At 34.5% G+C, this 21267-nt stretch carries 18 protein-coding genes; 11 read left to right on the top strand and 7 right to left on the bottom strand.

Annotated elements, in window-relative coordinates:
- Positions 1 to 83: 83 nt before the first annotated feature.
- Positions 84 to 518, top strand: coding sequence for a hypothetical protein (locus tag OZP09_RS05785; RefSeq protein ID WP_281310448.1), 435 nt, complete (start codon positions 84 to 86; stop codon positions 516 to 518).
- A gap of 92 nt (positions 519 to 610) precedes the next feature.
- On the top strand, positions 611 to 5677 hold the full coding sequence (locus OZP09_RS05780) for a DUF4132 domain-containing protein (protein ID WP_281310447.1): 5067 nt from the start codon (positions 611 to 613) through the stop codon (positions 5675 to 5677).
- Positions 5678 to 5768: 91 nt separating this feature from the next.
- Here OZP09_RS05780 and OZP09_RS05775 read toward each other — a convergent pair whose 3' ends face one another.
- Entirely contained in the window at positions 5769 to 6572 is an 804-nt protein-coding gene (locus OZP09_RS05775) for a hypothetical protein (RefSeq protein ID WP_269236963.1), read from the bottom strand.
- Between the two features lie 85 nt (positions 6573 to 6657).
- Between OZP09_RS05775 and OZP09_RS05770 the strand changes: the two genes are divergently transcribed.
- Positions 6658 to 7359 carry an outer membrane beta-barrel protein gene (locus tag OZP09_RS05770; RefSeq protein WP_269236962.1) on the top strand — a complete coding sequence of 234 codons (702 nt, stop codon included), beginning with the start codon at positions 6658 to 6660 and terminating at the stop codon, positions 7357 to 7359.
- 80 nt (positions 7360 to 7439) lie between these two features.
- Here OZP09_RS05770 and OZP09_RS05765 read toward each other — a convergent pair whose 3' ends face one another.
- Both OZP09_RS05765 and OZP09_RS05760 read right to left on the bottom strand, forming a co-directional pair.
- Positions 7440 to 9218: an AMP-dependent synthetase/ligase gene (locus OZP09_RS05765; RefSeq protein WP_281310446.1), complete on the bottom strand. Its 1779-nt coding sequence runs from the start codon at positions 9216 to 9218 to the stop codon at positions 7440 to 7442.
- A 149-nt stretch (positions 9219 to 9367) separates the two neighbouring features.
- Positions 9368 to 9811, bottom strand: coding sequence for a hypothetical protein (locus tag OZP09_RS05760; protein ID WP_269236961.1), 444 nt, complete (start codon positions 9809 to 9811; stop codon positions 9368 to 9370).
- 244 nt (positions 9812 to 10055) lie between these two features.
- On the opposite strand from OZP09_RS05760, the gene OZP09_RS05755 reads away from it, so the two are divergent.
- The 5 genes from OZP09_RS05755 (at position 10056) to OZP09_RS05735 (ending at position 15208) form a co-directional block, all read left to right on the top strand.
- On the top strand, positions 10056 to 10781 hold the full coding sequence (locus OZP09_RS05755) for a toxin-antitoxin system YwqK family antitoxin (protein WP_281310445.1): 726 nt from the start codon (positions 10056 to 10058) through the stop codon (positions 10779 to 10781).
- Between the two features lie 211 nt (positions 10782 to 10992).
- On the top strand, positions 10993 to 12180 hold the full coding sequence (mnmA, locus tag OZP09_RS05750) for a tRNA 2-thiouridine(34) synthase MnmA (protein ID WP_269236960.1): 1188 nt from the start codon (positions 10993 to 10995) through the stop codon (positions 12178 to 12180).
- A 44-nt stretch (positions 12181 to 12224) separates the two neighbouring features.
- Positions 12225 to 13829, top strand: a complete 1605-nt coding sequence (locus tag OZP09_RS05745) for a S8 family serine peptidase (RefSeq protein WP_281310444.1) — start codon at positions 12225 to 12227, stop codon at positions 13827 to 13829.
- Between the two features lie 7 nt (positions 13830 to 13836).
- On the top strand, positions 13837 to 14781 hold the full coding sequence (locus OZP09_RS05740) for an NAD(P)H-dependent flavin oxidoreductase (protein WP_281310443.1): 945 nt from the start codon (positions 13837 to 13839) through the stop codon (positions 14779 to 14781).
- Between the two features lie 16 nt (positions 14782 to 14797).
- A complete protein-coding gene (locus OZP09_RS05735; RefSeq protein ID WP_269236959.1) occupies positions 14798 to 15208 on the top strand; it encodes a hypothetical protein in 411 nt (136 codons plus the stop codon).
- Positions 15209 to 15287: 79 nt separating this feature from the next.
- Here OZP09_RS05735 and OZP09_RS05730 read toward each other — a convergent pair whose 3' ends face one another.
- Positions 15288 to 15722, bottom strand: coding sequence for a DUF4268 domain-containing protein (locus OZP09_RS05730; RefSeq protein ID WP_281310442.1), 435 nt, complete (start codon positions 15720 to 15722; stop codon positions 15288 to 15290).
- A gap of 91 nt (positions 15723 to 15813) precedes the next feature.
- Here OZP09_RS05730 and OZP09_RS05725 point away from each other — a divergent pair, with 91 nt between their 5' ends.
- Both OZP09_RS05725 and OZP09_RS05720 read left to right on the top strand, forming a co-directional pair.
- Entirely contained in the window at positions 15814 to 16464 is a 651-nt protein-coding gene (locus OZP09_RS05725; RefSeq protein WP_281310441.1) for an NUDIX hydrolase, read from the top strand.
- Between the two features lie 126 nt (positions 16465 to 16590).
- The gene (locus tag OZP09_RS05720; protein ID WP_269236957.1) at positions 16591 to 17421 is read left to right on the top strand and encodes a lysophospholipid acyltransferase family protein; all 831 of its coding nucleotides are present in this window, start codon (positions 16591 to 16593) and stop codon (positions 17419 to 17421) included.
- Between the two features lie 33 nt (positions 17422 to 17454).
- On the opposite strand, the gene OZP09_RS05715 is transcribed toward OZP09_RS05720, so the two are convergent.
- From OZP09_RS05715 to OZP09_RS05705, 3 genes are read right to left on the bottom strand one after another with little or no spacing between them, the layout of a single operon-like run.
- Positions 17455 to 18087 carry a DUF8845 family protein gene (locus OZP09_RS05715; protein ID WP_269236956.1) on the bottom strand — a complete coding sequence of 211 codons (633 nt, stop codon included), beginning with the start codon at positions 18085 to 18087 and terminating at the stop codon, positions 17455 to 17457.
- Between the two features lie 9 nt (positions 18088 to 18096).
- On the bottom strand, positions 18097 to 18591 hold the full coding sequence (locus OZP09_RS05710) for an RNA polymerase sigma factor (protein WP_269236955.1): 495 nt from the start codon (positions 18589 to 18591) through the stop codon (positions 18097 to 18099).
- Positions 18592 to 18633: 42 nt separating this feature from the next.
- The gene (locus OZP09_RS05705; protein ID WP_281310440.1) at positions 18634 to 19695 is read right to left on the bottom strand and encodes a DUF3810 domain-containing protein; all 1062 of its coding nucleotides are present in this window, start codon (positions 19693 to 19695) and stop codon (positions 18634 to 18636) included.
- 109 nt (positions 19696 to 19804) lie between these two features.
- On the opposite strand from OZP09_RS05705, the gene OZP09_RS05700 reads away from it, so the two are divergent.
- The gene (locus OZP09_RS05700) at positions 19805 to 21265 is read left to right on the top strand and encodes an aminoacyl-histidine dipeptidase (RefSeq protein ID WP_269236953.1); all 1461 of its coding nucleotides are present in this window, start codon (positions 19805 to 19807) and stop codon (positions 21263 to 21265) included.
- The last annotated feature ends 2 nt before the right edge of the window (positions 21266 to 21267 follow it).

Genomic DNA, 21267 nt, shown 5'->3' with positions numbered 1-21267 from the left:
AATAGAAAAAAGATGTCATTTTAATGTAGGTTTAATTTGTATTTAGTATTTTACAGATCTGAAAAATTATAATTTAGCATTAAATGAATCTTACTATATCAGTAAAGCAGTTAGGAAAAAAACATCCCATTCTTCAGGATAAAACAATCGAAATCGCTGCAGCAAACTCTGTTATTTCTACACAAAACCTTATTGACCTGGTAGTGGATTATCAGGTACAACTATTTCAGGCTTCTTCTTTTGAATTTGAAGACGAAGACAAAATCCATCTTCCCAAAGAAAATTATTTGCCTATTCTAACCGATACCGGAAAAGTAGGTTTCGGTGCGATTTACAATCACAATCAAGTCGATTTAGCAAAAGCGCAGGAAACCGCCCTTCAGGCTTTTGAAGATGGTTTGTACGCTGTTTTCTACGGAGATGATCAGCTGGAAACTTTACATCAGGAAATCAACCTCCAAGAAAACAAACCACTGATGTTTATCAGACTTACGTTTTTGGCGGGAAGCTACTGGTAGTTTTCAATGGCAATGGCAATTTCAAAATTCAATTTCAAAAATCAATTGCAATGTCAATTCAAATCTAAAATCTGCAATCTAAAATAAAAATCATGACAATAGAAGATCTTTTAAAAAGTAAAGCAATCGAAAATCCGATTAAGAGATTTAAAAAAGAACTGGAAGAAATTGTAAACAGCAATTTGCTTTCGAAATTATTCTCAGGAACAAAACTCAAAAAAGAAGTTGCCGAGTTTGGTCTTGAACTATTGAAACTTCAGGACAATTATTACAGCAATTATATTTCACTGGGTTCTAAAGAAGCCGAAAAGTTTGCGACTTTGGTAAAAGAGAATATCTGGGATGATAAAAATTACTACGATTTATTGCTTTTCTTTTTTGGGGAAGAAAATGCTTCATACGTAAAAGAAGCCTGGAACAGATTGCCTCAAAAAATGTATCAGACGGGTTACACGCGAAGAGCTTTTAGGGCGCCCAATCATCAGAAATATTTGCTGGTCAATCAGATTAATTTTCTGCGTTCTTTATTAAACGGCCCCAGTAAATACAATTATCAGGACAGCACTACTTTTTATTATGATTTGAGTATTGAGGACGAAATTCGTTACGATACCGAGATTTCAAATTCAATGAATAAATTCATGGTTTGGTCGGCTGCGTTGGATGCTGGAAAAGATGGACTTTATCAATTGTTTGAAGACATTATTTTCAATAAAGATACCCACGGAAAAGTATCCAGAAATAGCATCAAAGCGCTTTTAAACAGCGAAAAACAAGAAAACTGGGAATTGGTAGAAAAATTGCTTTTGGCAGCACAACGTCAGGAAGGTTTGCGCCAGACGATTCTCGAAGCTTTAGACGAAACAAGTATTGGCGCTTTGCAATACATGATCAAAGTTTTGATCGATAATAAACTGACTCGCTTTTCATCAGTCGTTAGAGCCATTGATACGTGGACAGGTCTGGGCTGGGAATCTGAAAAAGAAACAACGGTTCGTAACATTATCGAGTTGGCCTCGGGTTATTTTTCAAAACCAGAAACGATTCCGACTGGCGTAAAAAGCAAAAACAATAACGAAGTCTATATGGCACTTTGGGTTCAGGGCGTTTTGGATGTCGAGAAAACGGTTCCGTATCTGCACGAATTAGTAGAAAAAGGTTCGGTCGAAAAGAAATCACTGGCACTGAAATTTGCAGGAGAAACGAATGATCCTTATATCGAGATGCCACTTTATTTTAAAGCTTTAGAAGATGAGAATTTACAGGTTTTAGCCTTTGCAGTTCCAAGAATGAATGCTTTGTTGGAAGCCAATACCAAATCGAAATTCTATATCGAAAACACAGATTATCCAAACTTCTTTGATAAAGTTTACAATCTGGCGCAAAGCATTACCGAGAAAGAAAAAACTTTTGAAGGCAAAGTATTTTCGTGGCTGAATGTAAAGTTTGAAAGAGATACACTTTATGCTTCAGCTATTAATTTAGTTGGCGATAACAACGAAAGATTAGAAGCGGTTTTACAACATTTTGAAGGTTTTTCGATCAATTTAAGAGAGAAACTGACCAGAAATTTATTGGGCAATTTTTACAGCTATTCGTACTACAACAATCAAAACAATCAAACCAAAACAGAACCGACTGAATTTCAAAGAAATTTTGCCTTACGCATTATAAAAGACAGGGGAGAATCTCTTGTGGCTTCAGCAGTTAATGTTTTAAAAGATATGAGTTTAACACAAGAGGAACTGGCGATTTTTCAGGAATTATTTAAACGTAAAAACTCGAATTTAAAGAAAAACCTAACCGCAATTCTGATCAAACAAGAAGATCAAAAAGTAATCAATTTTGTGGATCAGACTGTAGAAAAAGGCGATTTAGAACAGCGTATGTCGATGTTGGATGTAATGTTGCAGCTTCAGAAAAACAATAAATTGACGGACAAGGTTAACGATTGGGTAAAAGACTATCTGAAAAGACCAAAAATTACCGAGAAAGAAACCAGGTTTATTGAGCAGTTAGAGCCTTCAAAAAAGCAAGATCTTTTAAGTGAAGAAAACGGTTACGGATTTTTTACGCCAAACGAAATTTCGGCTTACGAATTGCCAAAACCAAAAGCAGATTCTTTGTACACAAAAGCGGTAAAAGAATACCAATATGGTTTCTCCAAATCGATGTCGCATATTAAAACTGAAATTGCGAAGCTTTACAAATTGTTTGAAGAAAACACAAACTACGAATACGAAATCGAGAACTACGATAATAGCAAATCGACTGTTTTATTGGGTAATACTTTTAGAACAATAAAATATTTGAAAGACGAAAAAGACTCAGAATTAGCACAGACAAATTATCCGTTGTATGAAGTTTGGTCAGCATGGTTTACAAAATCGGGTCTTGCCAATAGAGATTTGTTTTTGATGACGATGGTCAGCAATTGTGATCGAAAAGTGTGGAGGGATTTTCTGGAAAAACATGTTTTTTATTATAAAGAATTATTACCGCATCAGAACAAAAGAGGTTACGATTGGGACAATGCGATTTTAAATATTCTGAATGCCTTGCAATTAAAATATGCTTTTGAAGAAAAAGCCGATTTCTTAATCGATGCCTGCAGTACTTTATACGCAGATCTTCCGGAATCGATAATTGAGTTTGAATACAAACCTGCTAAAGACGAATACTATTATAATAACAACAACGGAAACGGTTGGCAAAACCAAGGCTTTTTTGATGTTTATTTGAATAAAATCGGCTTACTTGATTTAACGGAAGAACAAAATGCTAAGGTTTGGAATCTGTACAGATGGAGGCAATTGAACGGATTGGAAAAAAACAGACCGTTTGCCAAACCGCCAATTCACTTGTTTTGCGTGGCTTTCGAACAAAAATTAATTACCGAAGGCGAATTGTACGAAGGTATTTTAGAAAGCGAAAGAATTTCTGTTTTAACCAGCGAAACCAAACATTACAGGCATTTTGGGAGCGAAGACTTAATTAAGAAGTTTCCGTTCCTGGTTCCGATGATTGATAAAATCAGGGAAACATTTTTGGATGTTGAGGTGAAGCGAGGAGATTCGAATACAACGGTAACGCATTTGGTGCAGAGTTTCCAGAAGATTTTTGGTGCTAACCGTTTAGTCGAATTGATTACAGCACTGGGAAAAGCAAGTTTGTACAAAGGGTATATTTATTCATGGAGTTACACCGATTTAACAAAACAGAAATTATTCAGTTTCTTATTGAAAAGATGTTATCCGTTAGAAACAGATACACAGGAAAGTTTTAATGCCTTAATTAAAAAAGCCAAAATCTCTGAAGAAAGATTGATTCAGACTGCGATTTATGCGCCACAATGGCAAAAGTTTATCAGCAGTTATTTGGATTGGAATGGTCTGGATGAAGGGATCTGGTGGTTTCATGCACATACGAAAACGGCATCTTACAGCGCTACCAATTCAGAACTAGAAAGTGAAGCAGCGAGATTTTCGACTTTAGATTTACAGGATTTTAAAGATGGTGCTGTCGATAAAGATTGGTTTACATCGGCGTACAAAAAATTAGGAAAAGCAAAATGGGAACTTTTATATGAATCTGCGAAATATGTAACAGACGGAAACGGCCACAGACGCGCCAGATTGTACGCGGATACGATTACGGGCGATTTAAAAATTAGGGAAGTTACGGCCAAAGTAAAAGACAAACGCGATCAGGATTATCTAAGAGTTTACGGATTGGTTCCGTTAAGCAAAGCAAGTCCGGAAAAAGATATTTTGGCGCGTTACGAATATTTACAGCAGTTTAAAAAAGAAAGCAAAGAATTCGGTTCGATGAAACAGGCGAGCGAAGCTTTGGCGATTCGTGTGGCTTTAGAAAATTTAGCGAGAAATGCCGGTTATCCGGATCCGGTTCGTTTGACTTGGGCAATGGAAACAAAACAAGTTCAGAATATTTTATCGAAAGAAACAGAAGTAAAACTGGATGATATTACGGTAAGTCTTGTAATTAATAAAGAAGGAAAAGCCGATCTGGTTACTTTTAAAGAGGATAAAGAAATAAAAGCGATTCCGGCAAAATATAAAAAAGACAAAGGCATTCTGGAATTAACCGCTTACAGAAAAACGATGCGTGAACAATGGACACGCTCCAGAAAAGGTTTGGAAGAAAGTATGATTCGTGGTGATGAGTTTTTATTCACAGAAATGCAGAACCTTTTTGAGCATCCGATTATATCGAAACATTTAGAAAAGTTAGTTTTTATTTCGAATGACAATCAGATTGGCTTTTATGTAGATGGAAATCTGATTTCTGCTTTGGGAGAAATGATTTCGTTAAACGAAAATCAGACTTTTAGAATTGCACATTGTTATGATCTCCATAAAAATGGCGTTTGGGTTGATTTTCAATCGTATTGTTTTGATAATAAATTGCAACAGCCTTTTAAACAGATTTTCAGAGAATTGTATGTTCCAACGCCAGACGAGTTGAAAGAAAAATCAATTTCAAGACGTTATGCAGGACATCAGGTTCAGCCGAATAAAACTTTGGCATTATTAAAAACACGTGGCTGGAAAGTAGATTACGAAGAGGGATTGCAGAAAGTTTTCCATAAAGAAGGTTATCAGGTAAAAATGTATGCGATGGCAGACTGGTTTTCGCCGGCAGATGTGGAGAGTCCGACTTTAGAAACGATCGAATTCCATTCTTTAAAGGATTATAAAAACATTGCGTTTGAAGATATCAATCCGAGAATTTTCTCAGAAGTAATGCGTGATATTGACTTGGTGGTAAGTGTGGCTCATGTTGGAGGCGTAGATCCGGAAGCAAGTCATTCTTCTATCGAAATGAGAGGCGTTTTATTGAGAGAAACATTGCGATTATTTAAAGTCAAAAATGTTGAAATAAAAGAAAATCATGCCATCATAAAAGGAAAACTAGCTGATTACAGCGTGCATTTAGGAAGCGCGGTTGTGCATCAGCTTCCGGGTAAATATTTATCGGTCCTGCCAATTCATTCGCAGCACAGAGGACGTTTGTTCATTCCTTTTGCAGATGATGATCCGAAATCTGCTGAGGTAATGTCTAAAGTTTTATTGTTTGCTAAAGATGATGAAATTCAGGATCCAACTATTTTAAGTCAGATTGATAAAACGTATGAATAGTGAAAAGCAATTAATTCTAAATAAAAACGGCTGCTATTAAAAGGGCAGCCGTTTCTCGTTGGTTTATTATTATTCTGATTTATCTAATTGATTAGAATTTATTTGATGTCATAAAAGAAAATTTTCCGTTAAGGACATACTTTTTTCCGACCGGAGTATCACAAAAAATAATGGTCACAACATTATTTTCATTTTTAACATAAAACTTTGTTCCTGGTTCAGCGTCTGCTCCACCATAGCCGTAAAGTCCATAATCCTGAATAAATAATTTGGCTTTGCCAGTTGATAAATTCAGGCCATTCCCAAAATCACCTGAAACCACTGTATAAATACCTGTTAAAGGCATTCTTTCATTGTATTCATTAAACTGAACAAAAATTCGGGCTGTTTTGTTGGTACTGGTTTCAAACTCCACATTGCCTTCATTAAATCCCCAACTCGGGTGTGATATATCAACATATGTTATATTTATCGGATCTGTATTACCAATTAAATAGACTTTATTATTTGTGATCGGATTACAAGGTGCTTCTGCACTAGTTTTAAATGAATATTCTTTGCCATATCCAGTCCCAATTTCATTAATTGCATAAAAGCGATAGTAATAAATGGTGTTGCCTTCAAATACAGAATAAGTCTTAAAAGTTTCTCCTATTCGAGACCCTTCTACTATTTTATTGTCATTTGTTGTTGGATGTTCTGTTTTAGACCAGACAATTCCATACTCGGTGATTTTTTTCCCACCTTCGCTTCCAACTTCCCCTCCCAAGCTTGCAGAATTAGTTAAAACATTTTCGGGTTCATAACTCAAAACAACTGGTGTTATGTAGTTTATGTTTTCTATTTCGCATCCAGTCAAAATTAGGATTAAAAGCAAAGTGAAAATTTTTTTCATGCAAAAGTATTTTTTCGCCAAAAGTATAAATTTAACAATATATTTGTACTATAATTTTTAACAATAATTTCACTTTTTTTCTTTCATGAAGTCATTCAAAATCCACTTTTTTATTCTTTTATTTATCATTTTAAGTTCTAATACATATAGCCAATATAGTCAGCGTGGCGCTTTTGATGGTAGGTTTGGTATTACAGCCGGTTATACCAATTATGCATTAGATTCAAATGTGCTTTTCACTAAGTCTCAGCCAGGCTACATGATTGGAATAGTTGGAACAGCAGAATTTACAGAAGACCTTGAATTTTCAATTGGTTTAAATTATGTGCACCACAGAATGATATTTGTTGGTAAAGCCGATTTAAATGCTGAACCTGAAGATCTAAAATTTACATTAGACAATTTTGATATTCCATTTGTTTTGAACTATAACTTTTTAAGTTTTTATAATGATAACCTTAAGATTGGATTAAACGCAGGTTTAACAGTTAGTCTTGTTCAACAATATATGCCTGCAGATGGTAGTAAAGAAAACTATATTCTGGAACCGCTAAATCTACAGGTAAAATATGTAAATTTTGACCAAGAGAATGAGAGAATATCGATCAATACGTATGTGCCACTTGGGTTTAGGGTAGAATATCATAACATAGCCTGTAATTTAAGATATAATATGGGATTATCTGATCCATTTAGAAAAGCTCCATTTTATAATGCTGCTTATGAAACTAAAGCGAAACAGAATTATTTTAGTCTTTCTTTTACTTACTTTTTTGATAATGACTAAAATGTAAATTTCTTAAAATTGAAAACGGCTGTTCTTAAAAAAGACAGCCGTTTCTCGTTGGTTATATTATTCTGATTTATTTAATTTTGACCATAGATTTTTGCGTAAAGATCTTTATAAATTTCTTTAATAATTTTACGTTTTAATTTTAAGGTAGGAGTAAGCTGTCCGCCATCTATTGACCATATGTCCGGGGTAAGCTCAAAACGTTTGATTTGTTCCCAGTGTCCGAATTTCTTGTTGATATTTTCTATTTCTTCGTCAATTCGTTTAATCACATCAGGATTAGAAGCGATTTCAGCAGTAGAATTCCCTAAATTGATTTTATGGATTTTCGCCCATTCTTTTACAAATTCAAAATTCGGCTGAATAAAAGCTGCCGGCATCTTTTCACCATCGCCAATTACCATTATCTGTTCTATAAAACGGGATTGTTTCATTGCATTTTCAATCAGCTGAGGTGCAATGTATTTTCCCCCCGATGTTTTGAACATTTCTTTTTTACGATCGGTAATTTTTAGGAAACCTTCATTATCGATTTCTCCAATATCGCCCGTGTGGAAATATCCGTCTTGTAAAGCCTCAGCCGTTTTTTCAGGATCTTTGTAGTAACCTAACATTACATTTGGTCCTTTGCAAAGGATTTCACCGTCCTGGGCAATTTTAACTTCAACGTTGCGAATTACTTTTCCTACAGTTCCAATCTTGAAACCTTTATTTCTTTGATCATTTACAGCAATTACAGGAGAAGTTTCAGACAAACCGTAACCTTCCATTACCGGGATTTCAGCGGCAGCAAAAACTCTCGATAAACGGGTTTGTAAAGCAGCACTTCCTGAAACCATTAACTCCAGCCTTCCGCCTAAGCCTTCTTTCCATTTACTGAAAATCAGTTTTCGGGCAATTTTTAACTGAAATTCATACCAAAATCCATTGGCGCCGTATGGTTCATATTTTAAGCCTAAATCAATCGCCCAGAAAAAGAGTTTTTTCTTGATGCCGGTCAGTTCAGTTCCTTTGGCATAAATTTTATCGTAAACTTTCTCCAAAAGCCTTGGTACAGCTGTAATTACTGTAGGGCGTACTTCTTTTAAATTATCACTTATTTTTTCAATGGACTCCCCAAAGTAAACCGAAACACCATAATATTGATAGATGTACAAAATCATTCTTTCAAAAATATGACAGATTGGGAGAAAACTTAAAGCGGTACTTTTTCCCGCATCAAACGGAATTCTTGGCGCACTGTCCAATACATTCGATACAATGTTTTTATGCGAAAGCATAACGCCTTTAGGTCTTCCGGTAGTTCCGGAAGTATAAATTATAGTAGCTAAATCGTCTTCTTTGATACTGTCTTTTCTGGCTTCAACCTCTGTCTGGTTGCTTTCGTTATCACCCAGAGTCAGTAATTCCGACCAGTGTTTGCAGCCTGTGATTTCGTTAAAGGAATAGACCTCTTTTAATGTTGGAACATTTGCTTTTATCGCATTGACTTTCTGAAGCACTTCTTCGTCAGAAACAAAACAATAAATACTGCCGCTATGATTTAAAATATATTCATAATCTTCTTCAGCAATTGTAGGGTAGATTGGAACGTTTTGCGCTCCGGTCTGGAGAATCCCAATGTCCATGATGTTCCACTCCGTACGGTTATTTGAAGTGATCAGGGCAATTTTATCATCTTTTTGAACACCCAGGCGCAATAGTGCTCTTGAAACAGCATTGGCTTTAGCAATATATTCACTGCTGGATGTTTTTTCCCAAACCCCATTTTTTTTGGTAGCGAATGCAACCTGAAGATTGTAAGTTTCTTGTTGATAATAAGGGAAATCAAAAAGGCGTGTGATTGTAACCATTAGATGAGATATTGAAGTTTATTGCAAATTAAATAAAAATTAGGTATAATTTTTTATTTCATGAAATAAAAAGCTGAAATTTTCAGAAGTGTTGATAAAATCAGATAAAACGTTTTTATTTTTGCTTTACTTCATATAAAAAAGGGTAATTATTCCTCCTCAGTTTTTACTTGGGTTTCTCCATAATATTTTACACGATCTCCCATAAGATACATTTTTTTCTTGCCAGGAATAATTAAAAACTGTGTATAAAGCCATTCACCTGTTCCTGTTATTTTATACCAAAATGTATAAGAAGAACTGTCGTAGCCTTCTTTGAAGATAGGAATGCCTTCATCAGAACATTCTATTCCCCAGGTTAATTTCTTTTTAGATAAATTGGCTAATTGAATAATACCGGTACCATCAGCATTGATTTCAATAATGGGTTGTTTTTTTCCTTCGATCAAATAAGTTCCTGCGACAGTCTGACCTATATCAGTAGTCATATAATGTGGGTGGAATTTATAGATGATAGATTCCACTTTTGCTTGTGCATGTAATTGTGAGGCACCTATAAAAAGTGTAAGTAAGAATAATTTTAAGGATTTCATCAGGCTCCGGATTTAATTTGCGTTATATTTTTTTTGCTATATTATTTTTTGCGAATATAGGTTAATTTGCAAAAGTTATTCAATTATTATAAAAGCTTTTTTTAAATTTTATTTACTGGCATGAAAAAGATTCAAATCTCAGCTCTTAACGACTTTTTAGTAATAGATAAAGGAGTTTTTGTATAATGGTTATACCTTTGCAATACTAAAAATCAATCTTTGTTGTTATATAGAAAAAGAAAATATGAGAAATTTTTGGATTTTGTTTTTGATAAGTGCCGCAGGTTTTGCGCAGGATTTTAATAAACTGGATACCAACGGAAAAAAAGATGGTGTCTGGAAAGGGACTTATGAAATTTCGAAACGACCTCGTTATGAAGGTACTTTCAGCCACGGAAAAGAAGTTGGGGTTTTTAAATTTTTTGATGATACTAAAAAAGGAGATGTAATTGCAACCCGTGACTTTAGTGCAAATGACGGAAGTGCTTATACAATTTTCTATGATCAGAAAAAAAACAAGGTAAGTGAAGGAAAAGTGGTTGACAAAAAATATGAGGGAGAATGGAAATATTACCATAAAGCTTCAAAAGTAATCATGACGCTTGAAAACTATAAGAACGGTAAACTGGAAGGAAAAAGAACCGTTTATTATCCAAATGAAAAAGTGGCAGAAGAAATGACGTATAAAAATGGTCTGAAAGAAGGCGTATATAAAAAATTTGGCCAAAACGGAATCATTTTAGAACAAACAACATATGCAAATGACCAGTATAATGGTGACGCGGTTTTTTATGACTTAGATGGAGTAGTGGCTTCAGAAGGTAAATTCCTGAATGGAAAAAAAGCAGGAATTTGGAAATTTTATGTAAAAGGAAAGCTTACGAAGGAAGTCAATATGAGTGATCCGAAGAATATCAATAAAATTTCTGAAAAAACAGGAACTAATAAAAATCCGGCTGAAAAGAAATAATAGTAAAGGTATTGCGGGGATAATTTTACTTCCGTGATATAAACAAAATTTAATCTACCGAACAAGAAAAAACAAAATCAAAAGTTTATCGGGAAAAATTAATTACAATAAGCTTTGTCAATTTCAGTATGTTATAAAGTAATCAAAACTACCCTAATTATCTATAATTTGATTTATCTTTGCACCCTTGTAAAAATATAAAAGATTTAGAATGAAACGTGTAGTTGTTGGACTTTCCGGAGGAGTAGATTCGAGTGTTGCAGCTTATTTACTGCAACAGCAGGGATACGAAGTTATTGGGCTTTTTATGAAAAACTGGCACGATGACTCTGTAACTATTTCAAATGAATGTCCGTGGTTAGAAGATAGCAATGACGCTTTGTTAGTTGCTGAAAAACTAGGGATACCGTTTCAGACAGTCGATTTAAGCGAAGAATACAAAGAGAAAATCGTGGACTACATGTTCAACGAATATGAAAAAGGAAGAACTCCAAATCCTGACGTGCTTTGTAACCGCGAAATAAAATTTGATGTTTTCATGAAAATTGCCTTAAGCCTTGGTGCAGATTATGTAGCAACGGGTCATTATTGTCAAAAAAGTGAAACTGAAGTTGATGGAAAAACTATTTATCAATTAATTGCCGGAGCAGATAATAATAAAGATCAATCGTATTTTTTATGTCAGTTGTCTCAGGAACAGTTATCTAAAGCATTATTCCCAATTGGAGCTTTGACTAAACCCCAGGTCCGTGAAATTGCAGCTGAAATGGAATTGGTAACGGCTGAGAAAAAAGATTCACAGGGACTTTGCTTTATTGGAAAAGTGCGTTTGCCGGAATTTTTACAGCAAAAATTGCAGCCTAAAGAAGGAAAAATTGTTCAGATTGATAAAAATAATCCCATTTATAACGTTGAAAAACCAGTTGGATTATCTTTGGAAGAACAATTAAAAATCGAAGCTCAAAAATTGGATTATCGTCCTGAAATGGGGAAATTTATGGGTAAACATCAGGGGGCTCATTATTTTACGGTTGGACAGCGAAAAGGTTTAAACGTTGGCGGAACTACTGATCCGTTATTTGTTATTGCAACAGATGTTGAAACCAATACAATATACACCGGTCTGACAAGTAATCATCCCGGGTTGTTTAAAAAAGCATTATTTATAGAAAAATCAGAAGTCCATTGGATCCGTACCGATATGACTTTAAAAGTAGGCGAAACTATGGAGGTGATGGCAAGAATCCGTTATCGACAGCCTTTACAAAAAGCAACATTGCACCAATTTGAAGACGGAATGTATGTGCGTTTTGAGGAACCGCAATCTGCTATAACCGAAGGACAATTTGTTGCCTGGTATTTAGAAAATGAATTAGTTGGTTCGGGAGTAATTTCATAGCTTTATACTTTTAACAAAGGCTTTTGCTTTTAAATGAGTTTGCTATGAAGGTAAATTACTTGTTTTTTTTCTTATGGATTTCAACTGCAATGTTTTCACAGGAAGATGCCTGGGTCTATTTTAAGGATAAACCCAATGCACAAGCCTATTTTGATAATCCTGCTTTAATGCTTTCTCAGCGTGCCCTCGAGAGAAGATCTGCTCAAAGTATAACGCTGAATCTTACTGATGTTCCTTTGGAAACAACGTATGTCAATCAGGTAAAAGCGAGTACCGGAATTACTGTCCTCGCACAGTCTAAATGGCTGAATGCACTTCATATCAGGGGAACTCAGGTAAATATTAATGGGTTAAAAGCGTTATCATTTGTTGATAAAGTTGTTTTTGCAAATAAAGTATTAAACATAACTTCTAAGAAGGCTGGTGAAAATCAAATTGCAGCAACAAACAGTAAACTTAAAACGACCATTAATTATAATTACGGAACCTCTACAAACCAGATTCAGATGCTGAACGGACATATTCTGCACCAGCAGAATTACACGGGTTCCGGAAAAATAATTGCAGTTTTAGACGGCGGTTTTCCTGGAGTAAATACGGCGCAGCCTTTTCAAAAATTAAGAGATAATAATCAAATTCTGGGTGGGTATGACTATGTTTCCAGAAATGCCGATTTTTATACCGGCGACAGTCATGGGACTTTAGTTCTTTCGACTATGGGAGGATATAAAGAAAACCAACTTGTAGGTACTGCTCCCGATGCTTCTTATTATTTGTTTATTACAGAAGATGATACTTCAGAAGGTCCGGTTGAGGAATCGCTTTGGGTCGAGGCTGCAGAAGAAGCAGACAGGCTGGGTGTTGATATCATCACAACTTCGTTAGGATATTTTGGTGATTTTACAAGACCGGAATATAATCATACCTACAGCGATATGAACGGAACAACCAATTTTATATCCCGGGGTGCTGAAATTGCCTTTAGTAAAGGAATTATTGTTGTTGCTTCAGCAGGAAATGAAGGAATACAGACCGAAAAACATATTGGAGGACCTGCAGATGCAGTTTCTGTTATTACAGTTGGCGCTGTTACAGCTTCTAAAGTAAGATCAGGATTTAGTTCTATAGGGCCAAGTTATGACGGAAGGATAAAACCAGATGTTATGGCACAAGGTAAAGATGCTGTGGTTGCCGATGTTTCGGGGAATATTGGTGTTTCTGACGGTACTTCTTTTTCATGCCCCATTATGGCCGGAATGATTGCTTGTTTATGGCAGGCGTATCCTGAAAAAACAAATCAGGAGATTAGAAACATGGTGATTCAGTCTTCAGATAAATATTCATTACCTGATAATAATTACGGTTATGGAATTCCGAATTTTAGTACTGCATTAGCAGTTGATAGCTTTGTAAATAAAGATTTTGCTGTTTATCCTAATCCTGCTAAATCCACTATAACATTCAGGTTTTCTGATCAAATAAATGATGCATCGGTTATTGTCTATTCTGTTTTAGGTCAAAAAGTAATTGATCAAAAGATAACAGGTCAAAATCCAAATCTTTCAGTAGAATCATTAAAAAGCGGACTCTATTTTTATACTTTTGATGTGAATGGTTTGCACAAAACCGGAAAGATTTTAAAACAATAAGTTTTCAATGAATAAAATCACACAGCTCTTTAATATAAAGTACCCAATCATTCAGGGAGGTATGATTTGGAACAGCGGTTATAAATTAGCTGCAGCAGTTAGTAATGCCGGTGGATTAGGACTTATTGGAGCTGGTTCAATGTATCCGGAAGTTTTGCGGGAACACATTCAGAAATGCAAAAAAAATACTGATAAACCGTTTGGCGTCAATATTCCGATGTTATATCCAAATATTGAAGAAATCATGAATATTGTGGTTGATGAAGGAGTTAAGATTGTTTTTACTTCGGCAGGAAATCCTAAAACATGGACTTCATTTTTAAAATCAAAGGGGATTACTGTGGTTCATGTGGTTAGCAGCAGTCTTTTTGCTTTAAAAGCACAAGAAGCCGGAGTTGATGCAATTGTAGCAGAAGGTTTTGAAGCCGGAGGTCATAATGGTCGTGATGAAACAACAACATTGACTTTGATTCCGATGGTAAAAGAAAAAATTCAGATTCCCATTATTGCAGCAGGTGGTATTGCGACCGGAAAAGGAATGCTGGCAGTTATGATACTTGGTGCAGACGGAGTTCAGGTTGGGAGCCGTTTTGCTGCCTCAATAGAATCATCTTCACACCCTGATTTCAAGCAAAAGATAGTGGGTGTAAAAGAAGGTGATACACAATTAACCCTGAAAGAATTAGCGCCTGTTCGTTTGATTAAAAATAAATTTTACGAAGATATTCAGGAATTATATAAAAAGTGTCCTTCAAAAGAAGACTTAGTACAGCTTTTAGGAAGAGCAAGAGCAAAAAAAGGAATGTTTGAAGGAGATCTTGAAGAAGGGGAGCTTGAAATAGGACAAATAGCAGGATTAATCCATGAAATTTTACCAGCAGAAAAAATAATTCATGAAATAATAGCCGATTTTAAAGCTGCTTATCAGGAAAAAAGTAAATTTGAGTTTTAATAGCCTCTCTAACATTATGAATATTTTACGCAATTATATCATACTTCTTTTTCTTGCATTGGGAATCCAGCAAACTTACAGTCAGTCTTATCGTTTTAGAACATCGGGTTTCAGTGTTTTAGAAAAAAACGATAAAGGTAAATGGGGTGAATGGTCAAATCTTGATTTGGTTAACCTTTCTGTGATACTCGATACAGAAAAACATAGAATTGTGGTGTATTCACAGGAAATACAGCTTTTTAATATCATTGAATACATCGAGCGGGAAGAAAATGATACCGATATTGTCTATTCATTTGTATGCAAAGACAATAGTGGTATTGACTGTAAAATTTCAATTATTACCCGCAAAAAGCAGGACTACCGTAAACAATTGTATATCAATTATGATAAACAGATTATTGTGTATAATATTTTTACTGTTTAGTGATTAAAGATTTTTGAATAGAAAAAAACGCTTATTAAGTTTAAGCTAATAAGCGGATTCCATAAATTTTAAGAGCTGCTTATTCTATATTCTTAATGAACTCATCATACTCTAAATAAAACATTTCCAAGGCATTCATTTTTTCGAAAAAGAAATCAAAAATGGTCCCCCAGTTATTTCGATTGCTGAACCCAACCCCGGTTTTTTCAACCCAAATACGACTGATGGTTTTTCCGCTTTCTAATGTGAAATTTTTTTCGAAAACCAAATCTTTGATGAATTCTTCTTCTAAGATGTTTTTTAATGCTTCTAATTTTTCAAAATAAGCCATTCGTTTTTCATCGCTTCGGTGTTCGATATCAATTAAGACCTGCGCTTTTTTATTATCTATATAAAATTTAAAAGAAAAGTCTTTGATCTTAGTATCATAAAGCACCCACTTTCTGGGATATTTCTCGGCAAATGCTACCCAGAATTCTCTTTTTAGTTTTTGTGATTCTTCTCTGCTGTACATTTTCAGGGGTTTGGTTTTAGAAAACTTGTGCAACCGCGTTTTCTGGACTATATTTATATTTTATTTGAAAGTACAAAAATAAACTTTGATTATGGAATTTCAGGATTTTTTACAACATGTTCCTAATTTAATTCCGGTTGCACTTCCGGCAGAAAACGCACATGTAAAAATGGCTCCCCCAGAAAGGATTCAGCTAATGAAAAGCCTTGATTTGTCAAATAAAAGTCCGAGGACTGCTGCGGTTATGATGCTGCTGTATCCTAAAAATAATAAAACACATTTGGTTTTAATTGTACGTAATGCTTATAATGGAGTACATTCTTCTCAAATTGCTTTTCCGGGAGGCAAGTATGAAATTTCGGACGCGGATTTTCGGGAAACAGCTTTCAGGGAAACACAGGAGGAAATAGGCGTTTCATCTGAAAAAATAGAAATTGTTAAAGAATTTACGCCAATGTATATTCCGCCAAGTAATTTTTTGGTGCATCCCTTTTTAGGTATTTCTGTGCGGGAATTGTCGTTTTACCCCGATGTCAGGGAAGTTGCTGATATTATTGAACTTCCACTATCTGTTTTTTTAAATGATGAAATTATAATCGAAGCCACGTTATCAACTTCTTATGCAGAGAATATTTCGGTTCCGGCTTTTAATATTCAGAATCATGTGGTTTGGGGCGCAACTGCTATGATGTTAAGTGAATTGAGAGAAGTTTTGAAAATTACTTTTGAAGAAAAGATTTAAAAACGTAAATTTAATGATTTGATATTCATTACAATAACTGTTTTTTTGCAGAATTTTTTATAAAATTTTCCAAAAAAATAAATTTTGTATGTTTGCGGCCTAACAAAAACAACATAATTCACTGCTATGGGATTGTTTAAGCGAAATCCTTTCGGACATATATTATTCATCAAAAAATGGCTGATCCGTATTTTGGGCACCATGACACATAGGCGATATAGAGGTTTTAATGAATTACAGATTGAAGGATCTGAAATTATTAAAACGTTACCGGATACCAACGTTTTGTTTATATCCAACCATCAGACTTATTTTGCTGATGTGGTAGCAATGTTTCATGTTTTTAATGCCAGTTTAAGTGGACGTCAGGATACCATTAAAAACATAGGCTACTTATGGCAGCCTAAAATGAATATTTATTATGTTGCCGCTAAAGAAACAATGCAGGCTGGTTTGCTGCCAAGAATTCTGGCTTATGTTGGGGCAATAACTGTAGAAAGGACCTGGCGTGCAAAAGGGGTTGACGTAACAGAAAAACGAGATGTTAATCCAAACGATACTGAAAATATTAAAATCGCACTTAATGACGGGTGGGTAATTACGTTTCCACAAGGTACTACAAAATCGTTTAAACCTGTCCGAAAAGGAACTGCTCATATCATCAAACAACACAAACCAATCGTTATTCCAATTGTTATTGACGGTTTCCGTCGTTCATTTGATAAGAAAGGATTGCGAATGAAAAAGAAAAATATCCTTCAATCATTCATTATCAAAGAGCCTCTTGAGATTGATTATGAAAATGATACTATTGAGGAAATTGTTGAAAAAGTTGAATATGCAATAGAGCAGCATCCATCATTTTTAAAAGTTATTCCGGCAGAAGAAATCAAAGCTGAAGAAGAACTTAATGAAATGAGAAGATGGAGCTATAAAGCCCCTGAAGGTGAAAATTAAATTTGAAGTAAATATTTCAACTTAAAACTTTTTCTAAAAATCTATCTTCTTTAATTCCTTGTAATTTGCGTATAATCGACGTAATAAAGTGCCATACAGCAATCTGTAAAAACACCAGAAAACCCCAAGGAAGCTTAATATTACTACAATTAAAATGCTAATAGTAAGAAACATTGCTTTCCCGTTATTTGCTATTTTTTCTTTTAAAAATGCCATGTCAGGATTGTAAACAAAGGCAGCAAAGATGCTCAGTATAGCAGTTATTAAAATCATGCCTAAATTATACCAAACATAATACTGAACTGTTTTACGCGTTCTTAAAATAGCACTCATAAGTGACTTGGTTGCAACTGTTGTTGAAATTGTTCTATAATTTTTATAGAAAATAAAAACAAAAAAGAGTACTACAATATAATTAAAGTAGGTTAGAAATTCTAAAGCATACACAATTTCAGGATGATTTGTTTTTTGTAAAACATCATCAGTATTAATAAATATATTCGAAAAAGTCCAGAAAGAAATTTCGAGAATACTTATAATTAAAATCCATTTCACAATCGAAGATGATTTTTTATGAATCATATTATAAATTTCAATTTCTGAAATTTGTGCAAAAGAATTTGCATTCTTTTTCCAGTCTTTTTTTAATAAATCCAGTTCTTTCATGGTGGTATTTTAAGGATTTAATATTTTTTTAAGTTTCCCTTTAATTCGGTTCATTTTCACTCGTGCATTCACTTCACTGATTCCTAAAGTTTCGGCTATTTCCTGATAATCTTTGTCTTCCAGATACATAAAAACCAATGCCTTTTCAATATCATTGAGCTGATATACTGCTTTATACATCAGTTTAATCTGCTCTTCTTCCTCATAATTGTAGTCAACATCTTTAACAAAATGCTGTTGGTTTTCATATTCTACCGTAGATACGGTTCGCTTTGTTTTTCGGTATAAGGTAATAGCGGTATTTAAGGCAACGCGATAAGCCCAGGTCGAGAATTTGCTGTCGCCTCTAAATTTAGGATATGCCTTCCAGAGCTGAATGGTAATTTCCTGAAACAGATCTTTGTGAGCATCTTCGCCGGCAGTATATAATCTACAAATCTTGTGGATTATATTCTGGTTTGCCTGCAATTGCACAACAAAAGAATGTTCTAGGTTATCGCTCATAATGGTGTTAGTAGTGATGTTGTCAGTTTTGTTACAACATAATTATAATTTTCTGTTTTTATAATAATTCACCATCAAATCAATAAATTTGCTATAACTCTCCATTCCTTCTTTTTGATTATTTGTTTTCAGGAAATTATCATACAAGAAATGAAAACCTTTATCAATAAAAGTGTCATACTTTTTCCAGAAATCACGGCTTTCCTGATAATTTTTCAAAATTCCGGTGTGGGTTTGTTCTTTTAACTGTTCGAAAATTTTTTCGTTTTTGAATTGCCAGATACCAAGGCAATAGCGAAGTGCAAAACTGTACCCGGAATATTGATAATATAAATTATCATTCTTAACTGATGCCAGAACACCAATAAAATTACATTCGCTTTCGCTAGCAAACCCCATTTGATGTGCCATTTCATGCGCACTGGTCAAAGGGAAGTTGTACATGGGTAACAAATCATTTACCTGGGCTTCATTGGTAAACGGATTCAGATAACCGCCAAAGCCCATGTAAGTAAGAGGAATGCTGAATAATGATTTTTTAATACTTAAGGTTTTGTATTTAAAATAAGGATATTCTTTAGCCAGATTATCATATCCGTTTAGATTCATCTTAAAAACTTCTTTCTGGGAGTACGGAAAAATCACTTTCGTGTTTTCATTTTTGGTAATCTGTAGCTGAATTTCATTCGTTTTGATAATTAATCTTTTAGTGAAAGCCAGCAATTCAGCATCAGTGTATTCTTTTTTAATATCCATCTTTTGAAAAAGGGGTTCACGGTAATAATTGAAAGCCCATAAAAGATGAAAGAAAAAGTAAAAAACAGATATTTTGCCTAAGATTATCAGGATATGATCTTTCCATTCTGTCTTCCAGGTTTTTCTGATTTTCCAAAACCAGCTGATTATTGAAATAATTAAAACAGCATAAATACAGTCACCAACAGAAAACGGAATTTTGCCTAAAAGTGTTCTGGAGAAATGTGAAATTCGGATATAAAAATTGTTGCTGTAAGCTCCTTCAACAAAATCCGGATAGAAAGGCAGGATTTTTAAAAAGATAATCTGAATTAAAAGAAATAAAGGTAAAATGTATTTTGATTTCACAGTATATATTTTGGATACGTAAATATAAATACAATATTAATTAGTATCGAAAAAGAATTTAAACTTTGTAACTTTGGAGCTCTTAATTGTTAAACATCAAACAAAATATATGAGTCAGGAAATAAGAAATCTGGAGCCAAAAGCACTTTGGAATAAATTTGCAGATTTAAATGCAGTTCCGCGTCCGTCAAAAAAGGAAGAACGTGTAATTGAGTTTATGAAAAATTTTGGGAACAGTTTAGGTTTGGAAACTTTTGAAGACGAAATCAGAAACGTAATCATCAGAAAACCGGCAACACCGGGAATGGAAAACCGCAAACCAATAGTAATGCAGGGACACCTTGACATGGTACACCAAAAAAATGCTGATACTGTTTTTGATTTCGATACTCAGGGAATCGATATGTATGTGGATGGTGACTGGGTACGTGCGCGAGGAACTACACTTGGAGCTGATAATGGGCTTGGAGTAGCGACAATTATGGCAATTCTGGAAAGCAAAGATATTCCGCATCCTGCAATTGAAGCTTTATTTACAATTGATGAAGAAACCGGAATGACTGGTGCTTTAAACTTAAAAGGCGGAATTTTGCAAGGTCAGATTTTGTTGAATCTGGATACTGAAGAGGATGATGAAATTGATATTGGATGTGCCGGAGGAATTGATGTAACGGCAACAAGAACGTATCATGACGAGGAAGTTCCGGAAGGTTCTGTAGGTTACACTATTACAGTAAAAGGATTAAATGGTGGTCATTCAGGAATGGATATTCATAAAGGATTAGGGAATGCCAATAAAATTATGAACCGTTTGTTGTTTGATGCTTTTGAAAACTTCGGACTTCAGATTGCTGAAATTAATGGTGGAAGTTTACGAAATGCAATTCCAAGAGAAAGTGTTGCAAAAGTCATTATTTCTGAAATGTTTGATGAAGCTTACATTTTTGATATGCAGGAAATTATCAACGATATTAAAACGGAATATAAAACTACTGAACCGAATTTATCTATAGAAATCGTAAAAACTGATTTGCCTGAAAAAGTAATGGATTTAGGTGTTCAGGAAGGTATTATCAGGGCAATTTATGCTGCTCATAACGGTGTTTACAGAATGAGCGCAGATATGTCTGATTTAGTAGAAACTTCAAATAATATTGCTCGTGTTATTATCAAGGACGGAGAGATTTTGGTAGGATGTTTAACGCGTTCTTCTGTAGAATCATCCAAATTTGATCTGGCAAATTCTTTGCGTTCTGCTTTTGAATTAGTTGGTTGTGAAGTAGAACTTTCAGGTTCTTATCCGGGCTGGACGCCAAATGTAAATTCTGAAATATTAGAAGTTTTAAAAAATATTTATGAAAAACAAAATGGCGAAAAACCAAAAGTGGTAGCTTGCCATGCTGGTTTAGAATGCGGTATTTTAGGGACTAATTATCCTGATATGGACATGATTTCTTTTGGGCCAACAATTCACGGTGCACATTCTCCGGATGAAAGAGCGAGTATTTCTTCTGCTCAGAAATACTGGAAATTTGTTCTGGAAATTCTGGCAAATATTCCAGTTAAATAATA

Source organism: Flavobacterium flavigenum, assembly GCF_027111255.2.
Lineage (GTDB): Bacteria > Bacteroidota > Bacteroidia > Flavobacteriales > Flavobacteriaceae > Flavobacterium > Flavobacterium flavigenum.
Note: the sequence above shows the minus strand (reverse complement) of the source record. Positions and strands in the feature narration are given on the sequence as shown.

Excerpts from the sequence above, each read along its gene's own strand:
- OZP09_RS05720 (WP_269236957.1), top strand. The coding sequence starts at position 16,591 with ATGGGATTGTTTAAGCGAAATCCTTTCGGACATATATTATTCATCAAA.
- OZP09_RS05760 (WP_269236961.1), bottom strand. The coding sequence starts at position 9,811 with ATGAAATCCTTAAAATTATTCTTACTTACACTTTTTATAGGTGCCTCA.
- OZP09_RS05785 (WP_281310448.1), top strand. The coding sequence starts at position 84 with ATGAATCTTACTATATCAGTAAAGCAGTTAGGAAAAAAACATCCCATT.
- OZP09_RS05770 (WP_269236962.1), top strand. The coding sequence starts at position 6,658 with ATGAAGTCATTCAAAATCCACTTTTTTATTCTTTTATTTATCATTTTA.
- OZP09_RS05725 (WP_281310441.1), top strand. The coding sequence starts at position 15,814 with ATGGAATTTCAGGATTTTTTACAACATGTTCCTAATTTAATTCCGGTT.
- OZP09_RS05735 (WP_269236959.1), top strand. The coding sequence starts at position 14,798 with ATGAATATTTTACGCAATTATATCATACTTCTTTTTCTTGCATTGGGA.
- OZP09_RS05775 (WP_269236963.1), bottom strand. The coding sequence starts at position 6,572 with ATGAAAAAAATTTTCACTTTGCTTTTAATCCTAATTTTGACTGGATGC.
- OZP09_RS05700 (WP_269236953.1), top strand. The coding sequence starts at position 19,805 with ATGAGTCAGGAAATAAGAAATCTGGAGCCAAAAGCACTTTGGAATAAA.
- OZP09_RS05745 (WP_281310444.1), top strand. The coding sequence starts at position 12,225 with ATGAAGGTAAATTACTTGTTTTTTTTCTTATGGATTTCAACTGCAATG.
- OZP09_RS05765 (WP_281310446.1), bottom strand. The coding sequence starts at position 9,218 with ATGGTTACAATCACACGCCTTTTTGATTTCCCTTATTATCAACAAGAA.
- OZP09_RS05780 (WP_281310447.1), top strand. The coding sequence starts at position 611 with ATGACAATAGAAGATCTTTTAAAAAGTAAAGCAATCGAAAATCCGATT.
- OZP09_RS05710 (WP_269236955.1), bottom strand. The coding sequence starts at position 18,591 with ATGAGCGATAACCTAGAACATTCTTTTGTTGTGCAATTGCAGGCAAAC.
- OZP09_RS05730 (WP_281310442.1), bottom strand. The coding sequence starts at position 15,722 with ATGTACAGCAGAGAAGAATCACAAAAACTAAAAAGAGAATTCTGGGTA.
- OZP09_RS05740 (WP_281310443.1), top strand. The coding sequence starts at position 13,837 with ATGAATAAAATCACACAGCTCTTTAATATAAAGTACCCAATCATTCAG.
- mnmA (WP_269236960.1), top strand. The coding sequence starts at position 10,993 with ATGAAACGTGTAGTTGTTGGACTTTCCGGAGGAGTAGATTCGAGTGTT.
- OZP09_RS05715 (WP_269236956.1), bottom strand. The coding sequence starts at position 18,087 with ATGAAAGAACTGGATTTATTAAAAAAAGACTGGAAAAAGAATGCAAAT.
- OZP09_RS05755 (WP_281310445.1), top strand. The coding sequence starts at position 10,056 with ATGAGAAATTTTTGGATTTTGTTTTTGATAAGTGCCGCAGGTTTTGCG.